We start from the raw sequence: 16,454 nt of genomic DNA on the forward strand, positions 1-16,454 counted from the left end.
AAAGCCGAGCCATTGTGCTCGGTTTTTTATTACCTAGAATTTGGCTGTGACTTGTTTAAAAGCCAATAGCTAAACCTCGATCAATATTGTTTTAGTGAGAAAAAGGTACAGTAAAGCGTCAATGAAAGGAGAATGGAATGGATATCTGGTTACTGATTGCTTTGCTGCTAATGAGCCTATTTCTAGTGGCAATCGTGATCGCATCAAACAGAAAAACCAGTCATCTTAAAGGCAACCTCCTTATTTCATGTGTGGCGATATTAGCCAGCATTCTGGTTTGGTCTCAGATGAAACAAGAAGCCCCTCAACTTACTTCAAGTGACGACAGCAGCTATACAGCAACAGATTTCCAAAATGAACTTCAGCAGAGCCTGGAGCAAGACCCTAATCAATCAGACCTTTGGTTTAAGCTTGGTGGTGTTTATATGCAGAAAGGGGAGTTTGATGCTGCATTTACCTGTTACGACTATGCGATTCGTTTAGACCCACAGGCGCCTTCAGGGCTTTATGCAGCTAAAGCGAGCGCCTTGTATTACCTAAGTTCACAGGCGATGAGTGATGATGTGAAAGTGCTCTTAAATCAATCCATGGAGCTTGATCCCAACGATCGTACGGCATTGATGTTGATAGCGACCGATCACTTCATCAGTATGCGCTACCAACAAGCGATCGATGCTTGGACTCAAATTCTCGATTCTAACCAGAAAGGCATTGATCGTGTCTCTATCATCCATTCGATCAACCAAGCTAAGCAAATGATCCGTTAAACGGGCACTATCTGTAATTTCGAGATTATTTGCTTTCTTGCATCTCAATTAAACCGCCAGCGTTGTGGATCTGTGTAAACCCTTGAGCTTTCAAATACTGGTAAGCTTGTCCTGAGCGGTTACCACTGCGGCAATACAAAACGATAGGTTGAGCTTTGTCTATGCTGGCAAAGTGCGTAGCGACTTCAGAAAGAGGGTAGTTAATCGCATTGTCCAGATGACCTTGCTTGAACTCTCCTGGTGTCCTGACATCAACGACCAGCGCACCTTCCTCAATCATTTCCCACCCTGTTTCTGCTCGTTCTGAGGCGTGAAGTCCTGAACTTGTTAATGCGATGCATAATGCCGAAAGCGAAAGTAAGTGCTTCATTCTTTGTTCCTTGAATTAGCTAAAAGGTAATGTGAAATTGGGACGGTTGAGTGCGCCTAAATCTAAAAAACCAGCCACACCTTTACAGTGTGACTGGTTTTATCTTATTGGTCTATTTGAAGGAACTAGTATTCGTAGTTAGCTTCACGCTTTTCAGCTTGCTCTTCCCACTTAGGAACCACGGTGTCTAAGAAGTGTTGCTTCTCAGCATTCATCTTATCCATGTCCATTCCTAGCGCTTTCTGAGCGGCTTCTTTGGTTGAGATATCTGGAATCTCGATTGGATCGGTAATGCCTTTCTTCGCAAGTAGACGAACAATCTTAGTTCGCGCGTCTGCTGCGCGGTCAACCGCCGTTCCAAGAACCTCTAGGGCTACTTCAGGCGCGTGCATGTGAACACCATGAGATGCGATAGCGTAGTCCCAACGCCATTGCGCATGACGAATATCTTGTAAGATAGGTGCCATCTCTTGTTCTGTTGCGCCTGCTTCCCATGCTGCGCCTGCTTCAAAGTGAGCGGCTACGATTTGTTTCTCAGCGGTCAGCTTCATGTTTAGTACTTGAGCTTTGCGGCTTGAAACGATGTTACGCATGGTCTCTTTAGATTGAGTATGGCAGTTAGCACAAGTGTCTTCGAAGCGGTCAAACGGGTTACCTACTTTATGGTCGGTGTAAACGGTACCGTCTTCTTTCGTCACTTTAGGCATGTGGCAGTCAACACAAGCGACGTTGTTCTTACCGTGAATACCTTCACGCCAAGTTTCGTAACCTGGGTGCTGAGCCTTTAGCATTGGTGCTTTAGAGACTTTATGTGTCCAATCTTTAAAACCAATCTGATCGTAGTACTCTTCCATCTGTTCAACACGCGTCCCTTTATCCCAAGGGAATTTCACACCTTTTGTTGGACCCGTGAAGTAGTATTCCACGTGACACTGAGCACACACAGAGGCTTGCTGATCAAAGCGACCTTGCTCTTCGAAGTTCTTCCCAATCGCATCGAACGCACGTTCAACATAAGGACGAGTGATCTTTAGTGCAGGTTCGCCATTTTTAAAGCCTTCACTTTGAGTATCGTGACAGTCGGCACAACCAATTGGATTGACTATCTCGCTGCCAAGACGAGCCCATTTACCTTCAAAGTAGCCGTCTTCACCACGCTCTTCAATAACGCGTGCTACGTCTGGGCTTTTACAGCTCCAGCACGCCATTGGCATTGGGCCTGAATTTTCGTCGGTTGGTCCGCCAGTACGCAGGGTTTGTCTTACATCATCAACCGCATAAAAGTGGCCGCGGGCTTTGTTGTAGTCTTTCGCGAAACCGTAGCCCGCCCATAGAATAACCATGTTTGGATCTTCTTTTAGTGCGTCTTCAATGGCTTCGCTCTCTGACGTTTGTCTCCATGAATGGTATTGATCTGGGTGGTTTTGCTCGAACTGATCGTTACGAGGATCACCAATTTCTTTTTGTTCAGACGCAGCAAAACTGGTCGCGCTTACTAGTGATGCGCTAACCATTAATAATGCTGTGACGGAATTACGTATCCAATGCTTTTTCACAGTGATATCTCCAATATACTGATTTTTATACCAAGCGTTGTGAGTTTGCTATTCAAATTAAGAACTGGAGAATTGCTGTTTATATTAATTCATAAATAAACACATTTTGTTACGTGTCGGATGTTTGCTTGTTTTAGATCAATTAATGACAGTGACTTCAATCACGTTGAAGTTTATATAACCCTAAAGGGGTATGTGGACATCAAGTTAGACTGGTCTTATTGAGAATTATTATCATATATAACAAACAATTACCCGACATGCCCTCACTATAAATAGGGTGATTGTGTTCACATATTACCCTTTGTATATTTCGCTTTACCTAATTAGGGGTATATTCTAAATATAGAAAGCGTTGTGGCTTATCCAAAATAAGAATTGATATCATTTAAGCGGTAATAATATCGTTTAAGGGTACTTTTGTTTAACCGGAATATTATTTAGTTGAGAGTTAAATAATGCCGGTATAAGGAAAGGATAAAATGGGCAATATTAAATTGGCCATAGTCATAATGCTTAAATCCCTTCTAGCATTCTGCCTCTATGGTTATTCCATTCATGCTGTTGCAGAGCCTGCTGTTACGCCAGTAGGAGAGTCAACAAGACATGAAGTCGAATTAATACGTGACAAAGATTACAAGTGTGTCCAATGCCATAAAGATTCTAAAGAAACGGTATTTGGTTCACATGGTGAGAGTGCGCACGCTTTGCTTGGCCGTGAAGTGAATTGCACAGATTGTCATAGTTCTATTGGCCCCGATCACCGTGATGGTGCACCTGAGGTGGTGAAGTATCGCGCGGCTCAATCACAACCCGGAACCGAAAAGGTTTTCCTCGATCCTAGCTTAATCCTAGATGCCAACAGCCAATGTATAGATTGTCATAAGCCTGATGATCTGCGCGAAGCGAGTTGGACTCATGACGTACACGCACAAAACTTAACGTGTTCAAACTGTCACGATGTGCATGCGAGTGAAGCGAAGGTGCTTGGCTTAGATAAAAAGCAAACCATCAAGCTGTGTGTGGATTGCCATTCAGACTTCAACCAGAAGAAAGAAGGGGAGTAATCTATGAGCTGCTCAAGAAGAAACTTTTTAGCTGGCGCGGGTGCCGTTATTTTCACAACTGGTGTTGCAGGTACTGCAGCGGTTACAAGCCGCAAAACGCTGGCTAATGTTCAGGAAGATGGCACCAAGCGTTACGGAATGGTTCATGACGAAACCGCTTGTATTGGCTGTACTGCTTGTACTGAGGCGTGTCGTGAAGTAAACAAAGTGCCTGAAGGCGTATCGCGCTTAGAAATCATAAAGAGCGAACCTCAAGGTGAATATCCAAATGTTGATTACCGTTTCACTCGTAACTCTTGTCAACATTGTGATAATGCACCTTGTGTGATGGTTTGCCCAACAGGCGCCGCCTATAAAGATGAGAAGACAGGAATTGTTGATGTACATAAAGAGAAGTGTGTCGGCTGTGGTTATTGCCTGCTAGCTTGTCCATATCAAGTGCGCTTCTTCCATCCTAAGAATAAGTCGGCCGACAAATGTAACTTCTGCCGCGATACCAATCTTGCGCAAGTTAAATTACCTGCTTGTGTTGAATCTTGCCCTACCAATGCGCTGATATTTGGCGACTTAAATGACCCTAAGAGCGAGATAAACCAGGTACTTAAATCTGAAGTGGTTTACAGAGATAAGGCTTATCTAGGTACTCAGCCAAAACTCTATAAAGTGCCACACCAAAAAGGGGAGATTTGATTATGAGTGCATGGGATACAGCGTTTCAATCAGGTACCGTGGTTTGGGACTGGATCATTGCTATCTATCTGTTTTTGGCGGGTATGTCAGCGGGTGCAGTGATGATCTCGATTTACCTTAAGAGAAAGGTGATTGAGGACGATCCAGCGAATAATGGTGTATTAAAGGCAACGGCTTTTCTAGCACCATTCGGGATCATCTCAGGTTTATTGATCTTGGTTTTCCACCTGACGAAACCACTATCATTTTGGAAGATCATGATCTTTTATAATCCGACGTCAGTGATGTCGATGGGTGTGATCTTATTCCAAGTGTATATGGTGATCCTATTTGTTTGGATCGGCATTATATTCCGAAATCAGATTGCCGTATTCTTGAGTGATCAAGCATGGTTAAAAGGGCGACTCGATTTTGTCAGTAACTGGATTGGCAAATTAGAATCTTTTGAGAATGTTTTTGAAATATTCTTAGCTGTGCTTGCGCTATTACTTGCGGCTTACACTGGCTTCTTACTCTCTGCGCTAAATACCTTCCCAATGCTGAATAACCCAGTGTTGCCGATATTGTTCTTATTCTCGAGTTTATCCTCGGGAGCGGCGGCATGTATTTTATTTGGTGTGTTGGTCTTTAAGGAGTCTCCGCATAGTGCGAGTATTTCTTGGATCCACGGCTTCGAACGTCCTGTTGTTATGTTTGAACTGTTTGTCCTTGTTACTTTCTTCACTGGGTTGATATTTGCTGGTGGTCAAAGTGAGCAGGCAGTATGGAACGCGATTGGCGGTGGTTTCTGGGCAAGTTGGTTCTGGTATGGCGTAATTGGTGTGGGTATGGTTTTACCCTTGTTGCTTAACGCCGTGACACCAGCATCGGTTCGCCATAGTACTGTGTATATTTTCTCTGTTACTTCATTGAGTCTGATGGGCGTATTAATGCTAAGAACGTTTGTCCTTTATGCAGGACAATTAACGTTAGCTTAATTTCGCTCAAGGTTATAAGTGAGTGGATGTTGGATACTAAACATCTGCTCACTAAATTTCTTTTCGCTGAGTAGCAATAGCTAGTTGAGTTACATCAGCTAGTTGAGCAATCAATGCCAATAATGGTTTAACTTGGTTCTGCTTAGGTAGAGCCTGATTGAGGTGATATGGTCGGTTCTTTGGGGCTGTTTAGTTTAATTTTGGTCGCTGTTCTCAGCAGCATTATCGCTGTGTATTCGATGTATCAAATGCTAACTAAACAAGCACAAAATGTGGCTTTAATTCGCAGTTTCTCCCTCTCTAGCGCTTTGTTTTCCATTGGCGCTATCGTTTTACTTGGCTATGCCTTTGTAGGTGACGACTTTTCCATCCTCTATGTTGCAGAACACTCCAATACTCAATTACCCACCTTCTTCAAAATGGCCGCTGTGTGGGCTGGACATGAAGGCTCATTGCTATTTTGGGTCTTAACCATTAGCTGTTGGTCGGGTGTGATTGCCCTACAAAAGCAATATTCTTCTGAGTATCAGAGCCGCGTATTGTGGGTGATGAATGTGTTACTCGCGATATTTGCATGGTTTACCTTATTTGCTTCGAATCCATTTGAACTGAATTCGACCTTGCCACTTGAAGGGCGTGACCTTAACCCAATGCTGCAAGACGTTGGTTTGATATTCCATCCGCCTCTGTTGTATTTGGGTTATGTTGGTTTCTCTGTGGTCTTGGCATTTGCTGTGGCCGCTTTGCTGGTGGATCCGATTGAGTTCGATTGGGTCGCTCATTGTCGCAGTTGTTGTTTGGTCGCTTGGATCTTTTTAACCGCAGGGATCATTCTTGGTTCTTGGTGGGCATACTACGAGTTAGGGTGGGGTGGTTGGTGGTTCTGGGACCCGGTAGAAAATGCAAGTTTGTTGCCGTGGCTTACTTCGACCGCTTTACTGCACAGCCTAGGTGTTGCTAAAGGCAAGCAACAGTTGCTGAAGTGGTCACTTAGCCTTGCTTTCATTACGTTTTGTTTAAGTATCCTCGGTACTTTTATTGTTCGATCTGGCGTCCTCACTTCCGTTCATGCTTTTGCTGTTGACCCAACCAAAGGTATCGCGCTGTTGCTGATACTGGTTTTGGTGTTAGTGAGTTCGTTTTCTCTTCTTATTGTTCGTGGTGAATCTTTCGAGTCGAATCCAATCACTAGCTTTGCGAGTAAAAGTTTTTTGAGTTTAGTGGCGGTACTTATATTTGTACTGGGTACGGCGGTGGTGGTGTTTGGTACCTTCTACCCAATGGTTTTTGAATTACTTGGCCTTGGAAATATCTCTGTGGGCGCACCTTACTTTAATCTTCTTATTGCGCCATTGGCTCTTCTTGCGATGGGAGTGATAGGGTTAGCGCCATTGCTCAGTATCAAACCTCAAGCGTCGAAAGGTGTGATTGGAATTATTGCCTTATTGTCTCTCTGTCTTGGCTTTGTAACTTATGTTTTGCAAGTTGAAGCGATCCAAGTGATGGTGCTAATGACATGGTCAATTGCGTTTTGGGTAGCCCTGACTCATGTTTACGGCTTAGCGGTAACGCGCAACTCTAAGTTTCAACGCAAAGTATGGGTGATGACGTTGGCGCATGTGGGTGTCGCAGTATTAGCGATAGGTGCCGCGATGAACAGTTACCATTCATTTGAGCGAAGTTACAAATTGAGCCCAGGTGAAGAGGTTGAGTTTATGGGCTGGACGCTCTCTCATCGTGATACCGAGCTCTATGTCGCCTCCAACTTTACTGCAGAAAAAGCGATACTCGAATTAGATGCTAGCGAGCAAAGCTTTTCCATCGCGCCAGAAAGAAGACACTACCAAGTTCGTGTTATGAACATGAGTGAGCCTGCAATGAAGTGGTTCTGGCATGGCGATGTTTATATCACCATGGGCGAGAAAGTCGATTCCACCGCTTACGCATTTCGTGTTCAGTATAAGGCGTATGCGCGCTGGATCTGGTTTGGTGGGCTGTTCTCCATTATCGGCGCTTTGCTCTCATTGACTCATCGTAAAAAGAAAACCGTTAAGGCGTCACAGTATGCATAACAGCGTTCGTAACAAGCTAATTACTCTAATTGCCTTAGCATTGATTGTGGTGCTGGGATTTGTCTTTGCGCTTGATAATAAGCAGCAATCGACCATGGTGTCTGAACAACAAAGGGCATTTCCAGAATTTACATCGAGTGCGTTAGTGAATAGTGAAGGCGTCAGTGGTCAGCAGAAAGTTACGCTTACTGATGTCACGCAGCACCCTTATCAACTGGTTAATGTATGGGCATCTTGGTGCGGGATATGTAAAACCGAACATTCATTTTTGCTTCAACTTCACGATAAAGGCATTCCCATCGTTGGGCTCAATTATCGAGATAACTCTGGGGCTGCGATTAACGTGTTATCGAACGATGGCAACCCGTACTTAACCGTGATCAGTGACCCTCAAGGCAAGTTAGCGTTAGAGTTGGGCGTAATCGGCACACCTGAAACGTATTTGGTTGATGCCAATGGCCAGATCATTAAAAAGCTATTGGGCGTGATTAATGAAATGGTATGGAAAGATGAGCTTGCGATGTATTTTGATGGTGTGAATGGATGATGAAGTCTCTAATACAAACCTTGTTTATGCTGTCAGCTCTTTTAGTGATTAGCCTTTCAACCATGGCTGAAGATCTGTTTACTGCCAGTAATACAGAGACGAGTATTCAAGTTGAACTGTTTGAGTTTGAAAACCCAGAACAACAGCAACGTGCTATTAGCTTGGCGAAAACGTTACGCTGCCCACAATGTCAAAACCAAAATCTGATTGAATCTAACTCACCAATAGCAAAAGACTTACGCCTTGTTGTGTTCAATATGGTGAAAGCAGGGAAGAGTAATAATGAGATTACTCGATATATGACGGAAAGATTTGGTGAATTTGTACTTTATAAGCCGGCGATGAAGGTTTCAAATCTATTACTTTGGTTGCTACCGAGCCTATTATTTCTCTTATTTATATATTTATCAGTAAAAAGTGTTAGGAAGAGCTCATAAAAATTGTGTATTACTGTTTACCAATTGACCTGTATTTTGTAACATTGACCGATTATAAAGGCTAAGCACTGCTATATAAGGATGTATCTGTGGATAACGTAATCTCAAATTTAAAGAAAGAGTTCCATACTCATGTCCGATCTGATAAATGGGCAGAAAAATACAGTGCAAAGTCGAGCATTTCTACGCTTACTCAAGAAGAGTTAACCGAATTAGAGAACGCTTGGGTTCAGCTTGTCATCTGGAAGCAAACTCAAGTAAGTTGATCGTTCTGTAAAAAATCGTAGTCTTAGCCGCAACTGATTAATTTATAACCCCATGTTGGTCATCCCAATGTGGGGTTTTTTCTTATGTGAAAAATAATTGTTATATTATAACAATTTGTACGAGGTCGACCTTGAAAAAAATTGTTAACAGCCTCATAGTGTCTATCATTAGATAGTTAGCTACAAAATATTGCCTAGACATATAATGTAGTGTTGTTAAATACATCGAATTTTCAAGTGAGTATAGCTATGGCGGAAGTGCGTGCCAGAATAGATTTCAAAGTAGGGGTAACAAGCAGTATAGATGCTGAACTTCTGTCTTTTCATGGATTGAAAACAGATAAAGAGCATGTTGCTGTGATATTTAAATCAGCAGACAAGACACAAGACATACCTCTTGTTCGTATGCACTCTGAGTGCCTGACTGGTGATGTTTTCCACTCTTCTCGTTGTGATTGCGGTGAGCAGCTAGATGAAACCATCAGAATTATGGGTGAAACTGGCGGCGTGATTCTTTATTTACGTCAAGAGGGTCGTGGTATTGGCTTATATAACAAGATCGATGCGTACCGCCTTCAAAGCGAGGGGATGAACACCTACGAAGCGAATAATCACCTAGGTTTTGGTGATGACTTGCGTGACTTCACTGAAGCCGCTGAGATGCTGCGTGCTTTGGGCATCCCTAAGATTCGCTTGGTAACAAACAACCCTAAGAAGATTAATGAGCTGAAGTCTTATGGTATCGAGATTGAAGAAGTGGTGAATACATCTGCTCATATCAAATCTGGTAATGAAAGCTACCTAAAAGCGAAAGTTTCACACGGCAAGCATAACTTGGATATCTAATCCGCAGCTTGTTGCGCTTAACACAAAAACGTTTAAAGACCTCACGTATGTGAGGTTTTTTTGTATTTATCTTGCAATAAAATTGTAAGTTTGTATTATTCCAATCCGTAGTGCAAATGATAATGGTTTGTACTATTACTACGAATAATAATTTAAAGCTCAACAAGGATGCTTCATGACTATCAAATCTTTAGTGACAAAAGCCGTAACTTCGTCACTCATTTTTGCCTCTGCTTCTTCTTTCGCTGCAGTAACTCAAGATCAAGTAGTAGAACATTACGCAGATATTGCACACGCGGTATTTGCTGATTCAGTAATCACAGCAAAAGCGTTGAACTCTTCTATCGATACCTTCTTAGCTTCTCCTTCTGCTGGCAACTTCGAAAAAGTAAAACTAGCTTGGCTTGAATCTCGCGTACCATACCAGCAGTCTGAAGTATTCCGCTTCGGTAACGTGGTTGTCGATGATTGGGAAGGTCAACTAAACGCATGGCCACTAGATGAAGGTCTGATCGATTACGTTTCTTCTGATTACCAATACGAACTAGGTAACGAAGGCGCAAGCGCTAACATCGTTGCAAACAAAACGTTCCAAATTGGTCAGACGACAGTAGATGCGACGAACATTACACCTGAGCTAATCGCAGAGCTAAACGAGATCGGTGGTTCTGAAGCAAACGTAGCATCGGGTTACCACGCGATTGAATTCCTACTTTGGGGTCAAGATCTGAATGGCACAAACTCAGGTGCAGGTGAGCGTGCTTACACTGACTTCGTTGTTGGTGCTGAGTGTACAAATGGCAACTGTGACCGTCGTGGCGCATACCTAAAAGCATCAGCTGAGCTACTAATTCAAGACCTAGAGTGGATGGAAAAGCAATGGGCTGAAGGCGAGAAAGGTAACTACCGTCAAGAGCTTCTTTCTGAATCAAGTGAAAACGGCCTACGTAAAATGCTATTCGGCATGGGTTCACTGTCTCTTGGTGAGCTTGCTGGTGAGCGTATGAAGGTGGCATTAGAAGCGAACTCTACCGAAGATGAGCACGATTGCTTCTCTGATAACACGCATAACTCTCATTACTACAACGAGCAAGGTATCTACAACGTTTACACGGGTCTATACAAGCGTGAAGACGGTACTTTACTTTCAGGTCCAAGCCTGTTTGACCTAGTTGAGCAAAAAGATGAGCAAGCTGCGAAAGAGATTCAAAAGCAGTTTGACCTAGCACGTGCACAAGTAGGCGAATTAGTAACGTCTGCAGAGAAAAACAACCAGCACTTCGATCAGCTAATCGCTGCTGACAACGCTGCGGGTAATGCACTAGTAAACAAAACAATTGTTGCGCTAGTGTCTCAAACAGCGGCTATTGAGCGTGCTGCGGGTGTGATTGGCATTGATAGCCTAAACCCAGACACAGCGGATCACGAGTTCTAAGAACCCGAGCCGACACAAATGTAAGGGCTCTGATTGAGCCCTTAATTGTTTGATCCTCAAGAAAGCCACACCCACATAAAAACTAAAATCAAAAACACAGCAAGGCAATGTATGAAGTCGTATCTCTCAGCCTCACTATTAACCGCACTGTTTTTCGTATCTCCATTACACGCTCATGAAACCTACTCTGGCGGCAAAACGACCGTGAAGAAAGAAGGAGCGAACGCTTTTTCCCTTCCCGCAGCCAATCTACCAATGAGTAAGCGCTTGGATTTCAGCGTAGGTAATAGCTTCTTTAGAAACCCTTGGGTTCCTGCACCGTCATCAACCGATGCTCGTGATGGGTTAGGACCACTATTTAATACTAACGGCTGTCAAAACTGCCACATCAAAGATGGTCGTGGTCACGCGCCAGAAGAAGGAGATGAGAACGCAGTATCCATGTTGGTTCGTTTAAGCATTCCGGCTGAAACGCCTGAGCAGCGACAAGCCTTCATTCGAGATGGTGGAATTCCAGAGCCGACGTACGGCGGTCAGCTACAAGATTTTGCGCTTCAAGGTGTAAAACCAGAGGGCAAAGTGAACATTAGCTACACGGATGTTCCTGTTGAATTCAAAGACGGCACCGTCGTTACTCTGCGTAAACCCACTTTAAATATTACTGAACTTGCTTTCGGCGAGATGCATCCTAAGACCGAGTTTTCAGCTCGAGTGGCGCCGCCAATGATTGGTCTTGGTTTGCTTGAAAGTATCCCACAAGAAACGATTCTTGGATTTGCAGAGCAGCAATTGGCAGACAAACAGGGCGTGTCGGGTAAAGCCAACTATGTTCTTGATGTTCAAACCAATGAAATGGCGCTAGGTCGTTTCGGTTGGAAAGCCGGGCAGCCAAACTTAATGCAGCAAAACGCGGCGGCATTTAACGGTGACTTAGGCCTGACAAGCAGCTTATTTCCGAATGAAAACTGCACATCAGCGCAATCAACCTGTGATGATTTTCCAAATGGTGGCGAGCCAGAAGTCAGTGACAACATCTTAGATTTTGTTGAGTTCTATTCGCAGCATCTCGCGGTACCTGTTCGTCGTAATGTCGATAACCCAGCGGTTGTTCAAGGTAAAAATCTGTTCAAAGAGATTGGTTGTCAAAGCTGTCACCAAGCTGAAATTCGCACGGCAGAGCGAGAAGGTCTGTCTGCATTATCTAATCAGTTAATTAGCCCATATACCGACATGTTGCTACACGACATGGGTGAAGGCTTAGCGGACAATCGCCCTGAGTATCTTGCCAATGGTCAAGAGTGGCGTACCACACCACTTTGGGGATTAGGTTATACCAAAGAAGTGAACGGTCATACGTTCTTACTTCATGACGGTCGCGCAAGAAACGTTATGGAAGCGGTACTTTGGCATGGTGGTGAAGCAGAAATGGCAAAACAAAAAGTATTAGCTTTGAGTAGCAGTGAACGCGAAGCACTACTAGCGTTTTTGGACTCATTATAGGCTGTCTTGAATTCAGTTAAGCCAACGGCTTAGTTACTTAAGAAAACCGCTAACAAAAGACTGACTACCGCTGAACTTGTAGGAATACGAGGCCAGCGGTCGTTTCATATTTATTGAACTCATATAATTGAAAGAAAAACTAGGAAGTAAGGTAACAGCATGGCACATAAATTTTTGTTAATGCCCTTGTCGGTATTAATCATGGCAGGCTGCCAGTCATCGGGTGAGCAAACGGCTTCATCTGAGGTTAACGGTGTCTCTTATCAAGCAGACACGACTGCTCATATCAGCCGTAGCGTGTATCAACAAGAGTTTGATTCAGCCGTGCTATTCGCTAAGCAAGCCGGTGAGCTGGAAGTCTTGATGCAGGGTTACTGTGAAACCAACAATATTGAGCTGGATGCGTTGGAAAATCAGTGGCAGCTCACCATGAACAGCTGGATGGCACTGCAAGGACAAGAAAGAGGCCCAACAGCGGCATTGGAACAGAGCTGGAATGTTCAGTTTTGGCCAGACAAAAAGAACACCACAGGTCTAAAAATGCGTCAACTGACTCAGCAAGATAAAGCTTGGTCACAAGATGAAATCGCACAGCAGAGTGTGACTGTTCAAGGGCTTGGCGCCTTGGAGTGGTCTCTGTACGACGAGCAATCTCCATTGCTTCAAGACAAAGCTTCAGGTTGTCTATCTTCACAAGCTATCGCACAAAACCTGGCGATGAAATCGGCCTCTATTGCTGAAGCTTGGCAGGTTAACCCGTGGTTAGCACTGGACGAGATGCGTTGGGAATCGGAGTACATCGCTTTGTTGACCAACCAACTTGATTACAGCATGAAAAAGCTGAGTCGCCCGATGGCGAAAATTGGTCATCCGCGCCCTTACTTCTCGGAATCATGGCGCGCTCAAACCTCAATGACTCAGCTGAAATCGAACGTAGCGGCGCTAGAGAAATTGTACTTAGCAGATGGTAATGGTCTTGATGGTTTATTGAGAGAAAAGGGCTTAAATGACCTTGCCGATCGTGTAGCTGCCCAGTTCACGCTAACCTTAGATACTTGGCCTACAGACTCTAGCTTGTTTACTCTATTACAGAGCAAAGAGGGCTACCGAGAGGTGCTGACTCAATACAACAAACTAGAACGTTTGAAGTACCTGATTCATGAAGAAGTAGCGATAGAGCTTGGCGTGGTAATAGGATTTAATGCTACCGATGGTGACTGATAATACGCGAAGATCGTTACTCAAGGCTGCACTGGGTTGTGCAGCTGTTCCATTGCTTCCGTTTGGGTGTGCGACTCGAAAGGATGGGGTGAGTGCGTCGAACGATCCCCAACTGATTGGCTGTGCGCTTAATGGTCGTGGTCAATATTCTGCAGTTGTGGCTGACGAATTTGGCATGCCACTGAGCCAACTTCCCATCCCCAATCGTGGCCATGGCGTCGCGATTTGCCCAACCTCATCGCATGCGGTGGTTTTTGCTCGTCGTCCTGGTGACTATTTTATGGTGTTTGACTATAAAAACGGTCAGCAGATCAAAATGGTGGTGAAAGGTAACAACCGCCACTTCTATGGTCATGGGGTTTACTCATTAGATGGCAAGTTACTGTATGCCACCGAAGGGAAAACGGACACCAGCCAAGGCGTGATTGGCGTTTACGATGTCGCGCAAGGCTATCGTAAGGTCGAAGAGTTCACTGGTTTCGGTATCGGCCCACATGAAGTGATCATCGTGCCGGATGGTAATCTCGCGATCGGCGTTGGTGGCGTTCATACTGATGGTAGAACACCGAAAAACCTCGATTCGATGCAGCCGAGCTTGAGTTATGTTTCTCCTGAAGGTGTGTTACTTGATCAGGTTGAATTGTTGGATAAGAAGCTGAGCATTCGACACTTAGCCCATGATGGTGCTGAATCCGTGCTTTGTGGCCAGCAATATCGTGGTGAACCAGATGAGTATCCTTCGCTATTGGCGATGCATACTAAAGGCGGAAAGTTTGAATCACTGAACGCAGAGCCAGAGCAATGGGCAAGGTTCAATCACTATATCGCCAGTATTGCGGCGTCAGATGATTGGATTATTGCGACTTCGCCAAGAGGCAACTGCTACGGTATTTGGTCTAAAGAAACCAAAGAGTTAGTAGAACTCTCTGCATTATCTGATGCTTCTGGCGCTGTGCTGCTTGATGGTGAGTTTCGATTAAGCTCTGGGGCGGGAAGTGTGGTAAGCCAGAGCAAGCCTTATGAGAAATCAACTCAACAATCATCGGTCCAGTGGGATAACCATTGGAGTTCAATCTGATTTATAAAGCCTCTTAAAAATAACATGCTTACTCCGATTTCTTTGCCATACTTATGAGATGGTTGGTGATGGAGTTAAGCATGTTCGCAAAATACTTCTGTGGATTATTAGTTCTAGTTTCTGTGCACGCATGGAGCTATACGAGTTCTGACGAGAGCCGATTTATTCCGGCTGATTCGGAGCTCTCTTTTATGCTGATTTATCCAGAGCTTACCCAGAGTATTTATCAAGACTCGTCTCTGCCTATTCTTTGGGATTCACCTGAACTTGTTAAGGCGTTTGAATTTCAATTGTCGCTTCTCGAACAAGCTCAAATGGCACCACTCTTCGATCGACAACTCAAGCAAATTCGTCACTATCAATCCCATGCTCAATGGCAAGAGTTGGACATATTACTTACCGATACTTTTATCTACTACCTGAGCTACGTTGAAAATGCGCCGCTTGCCGGTAAAGATTGGTACTTCTCGGGCAAGTTGCATTCCAAATTACCTGCGCCTTCTCCGCATATTCTGATGAGCTTAAAAAGCAGCGTTGCCAATGATTACTTATTGGAGATGGTGTTGTCTTACGCGCCGCCTGTTGGGGATTTTGACCAATTCAAAGCAACCTATTCGGTGTTAGAAACCGCCTCTGAACTCAATATTGAACGATATAGACAGAAAGGTTTGAAGCGCTTGGGTGACGAGCTTTCAGACAAGACGGTTCTTGTTGAGCGCATTGCTTTGGTTGGTGTTGATACCTCGATGATCGCGGTCGATTTTCCCAAGTTCGATCGAGATCTGCAAAAGGCGATTAAATCTTTCCAACGCATGCACGGTCTTACGGATGATGGGATCATCGGGCCAGACACGATCAAATGGATCAATATGGGCTTTGATGATCGACTTACTTCCCTAGCATTGAACGCCGAGCGTGCCCGCTTATGGCCAAGAAATAGAGACTCACTGATTGTGGTGAATGTACCTAGTTTTGATATGAAGTATTGGGAAGATGGGGAAGAGGTTTTTGAATCTAAAGTTGTGGTTGGGAGAAAATCGAGAAAAACACCACTCTTAGAGATAAAGCTTGATTCGGTTATCTTAAATCCGACTTGGAACGTGCCATGGAAAATCATGGTTAAAGATATCTTGCCTAAAGTAAAAGCCGACGAGAGTTATCTTGAAACACACAATTTTCAAGTGATCGATGGTTGGCGTTCGATGGAAACTGTCGATACTACCGAGATAGATTGGCAAACGATTAACTTTAACTCTTTTCCTTATCGAATGCGCCAGCAAGCAGGCTCTAGTAACGCATTGGGTTTGTATAAGTTCAATACGCCCAACAAGCGAGCCATCTATCTCCATGACACCCCAAGTAAAAGCTTGTTTAACGATGACTTCCGCGCCTATAGCTCTGGTTGTATTCGTGTTGAGCATGCCGAGGAACTCGCGGAGTTGTTATTTGCGACTAAGGTAAAGAAAGTGCCGAATCAGGATGATGAACTTGCGCCCAATACTAAGGTTCGTCTCAAGAAGCGAATTCCAGTGCATATCATTTATCAAACCGTGTTGTTTGAAGAAGGAGGCATACAATACCGCGGTGATATCTACCAATATGATAAAGAGGGCGGTTGATTGAAA

The 16,454-nt window shown here is 44.1% G+C and carries 16 protein-coding genes; 14 read left to right on the top strand and 2 right to left on the bottom strand.

The features are described from left to right. Positions 1-137: 137 nt before the first annotated feature. The gene (locus AB4493_RS17155) at positions 138-767 is read left to right on the top strand and encodes a tetratricopeptide repeat protein (protein ID WP_017066842.1); all 630 of its coding nucleotides are present in this window, start codon (positions 138-140) and stop codon (positions 765-767) included. Between the two features lie 25 nt (positions 768-792). On the opposite strand, the gene AB4493_RS17160 is transcribed toward AB4493_RS17155, so the two are convergent. After that, a complete protein-coding gene (locus tag AB4493_RS17160) occupies positions 793-1,137 on the bottom strand; it encodes a rhodanese-like domain-containing protein (RefSeq protein WP_017063559.1) in 345 nt (114 codons plus the stop codon). Between the two features lie 125 nt (positions 1,138-1,262). Then, a complete protein-coding gene (nrfA, locus tag AB4493_RS17165) occupies positions 1,263-2,693 on the bottom strand; it encodes an ammonia-forming nitrite reductase cytochrome c552 subunit (RefSeq protein WP_029235145.1) in 1,431 nt (476 codons plus the stop codon). Between the two features lie 482 nt (positions 2,694-3,175). Between nrfA and nrfB the strand changes: the two genes are divergently transcribed. The 13 genes from nrfB to AB4493_RS17230 all read left to right on the top strand — a co-directional run bounded on the left by nrfB (position 3,176) and on the right by AB4493_RS17230 (position 16,448). After that, positions 3,176-3,760 carry a cytochrome c nitrite reductase pentaheme subunit gene (gene nrfB, locus AB4493_RS17170; protein ID WP_008222036.1) on the top strand — a complete coding sequence of 195 codons (585 nt, stop codon included), beginning with the start codon at positions 3,176-3,178 and terminating at the stop codon, positions 3,758-3,760. A 3-nt stretch (positions 3,761-3,763) separates the two neighbouring features. Further along, positions 3,764-4,450, top strand: a complete 687-nt coding sequence (gene nrfC, locus AB4493_RS17175) for a cytochrome c nitrite reductase Fe-S protein (RefSeq protein WP_372155498.1) — start codon at positions 3,764-3,766, stop codon at positions 4,448-4,450. Between the two features lie 2 nt (positions 4,451-4,452). Continuing rightward, a complete protein-coding gene (nrfD, locus tag AB4493_RS17180) occupies positions 4,453-5,427 on the top strand; it encodes a cytochrome c nitrite reductase subunit NrfD (protein WP_017063561.1) in 975 nt (324 codons plus the stop codon). A gap of 167 nt (positions 5,428-5,594) precedes the next feature. Then, positions 5,595-7,499 carry a heme lyase CcmF/NrfE family subunit gene (locus AB4493_RS17185; RefSeq protein ID WP_372155499.1) on the top strand — a complete coding sequence of 635 codons (1,905 nt, stop codon included), beginning with the start codon at positions 5,595-5,597 and terminating at the stop codon, positions 7,497-7,499. Beyond that, entirely contained in the window at positions 7,492-8,046 is a 555-nt protein-coding gene (locus AB4493_RS17190) for a DsbE family thiol:disulfide interchange protein (RefSeq protein WP_102332079.1), read from the top strand. Before AB4493_RS17185 ends, AB4493_RS17190 begins: the two co-directional genes overlap by 8 nt. Continuing rightward, complete coding sequence (nrfF, locus tag AB4493_RS17195; RefSeq protein ID WP_017063564.1) at positions 8,043-8,483, top strand: heme lyase NrfEFG subunit NrfF; 441 nt, start codon at positions 8,043-8,045, stop codon at positions 8,481-8,483. The genes AB4493_RS17190 and nrfF overlap by 4 nt, the downstream gene beginning before the upstream one ends. A gap of 89 nt (positions 8,484-8,572) precedes the next feature. Next, positions 8,573-8,749 carry a hypothetical protein gene (locus AB4493_RS17200; protein WP_017063565.1) on the top strand — a complete coding sequence of 59 codons (177 nt, stop codon included), beginning with the start codon at positions 8,573-8,575 and terminating at the stop codon, positions 8,747-8,749. Positions 8,750-8,998: 249 nt separating this feature from the next. Further along, positions 8,999-9,595 (top strand): GTP cyclohydrolase II, encoded by a 597-nt coding sequence (gene ribA, locus AB4493_RS17205; protein WP_372155500.1) that lies wholly within the window; start codon positions 8,999-9,001, stop codon positions 9,593-9,595. 175 nt (positions 9,596-9,770) lie between these two features. Beyond that, entirely contained in the window at positions 9,771-11,030 is a 1,260-nt protein-coding gene (locus tag AB4493_RS17210; protein WP_372155501.1) for an imelysin family protein, read from the top strand. A 111-nt stretch (positions 11,031-11,141) separates the two neighbouring features. Next, positions 11,142-12,530 carry a di-heme oxidoredictase family protein gene (locus AB4493_RS17215; RefSeq protein WP_372155502.1) on the top strand — a complete coding sequence of 463 codons (1,389 nt, stop codon included), beginning with the start codon at positions 11,142-11,144 and terminating at the stop codon, positions 12,528-12,530. A 159-nt stretch (positions 12,531-12,689) separates the two neighbouring features. Further along, complete coding sequence (locus AB4493_RS17220; protein ID WP_102332081.1) at positions 12,690-13,751, top strand: imelysin family protein; 1,062 nt, start codon at positions 12,690-12,692, stop codon at positions 13,749-13,751. Further along, positions 13,741-14,829 carry a DUF1513 domain-containing protein gene (locus AB4493_RS17225; protein ID WP_372155503.1) on the top strand — a complete coding sequence of 363 codons (1,089 nt, stop codon included), beginning with the start codon at positions 13,741-13,743 and terminating at the stop codon, positions 14,827-14,829. The genes AB4493_RS17220 and AB4493_RS17225 overlap by 11 nt, the downstream gene beginning before the upstream one ends. 80 nt (positions 14,830-14,909) lie before the next feature. Beyond that, a complete protein-coding gene (locus AB4493_RS17230) occupies positions 14,910-16,448 on the top strand; it encodes a murein L,D-transpeptidase (RefSeq protein WP_372155504.1) in 1,539 nt (512 codons plus the stop codon). The last annotated feature ends 6 nt before the right edge of the window (positions 16,449-16,454 follow it).

Origin of the sequence: Vibrio sp. 10N.222.55.A1 (genome assembly GCF_041473835.1) — a bacterium.
GTDB lineage: Bacteria > Pseudomonadota > Gammaproteobacteria > Enterobacterales > Vibrionaceae > Vibrio > Vibrio crassostreae_C.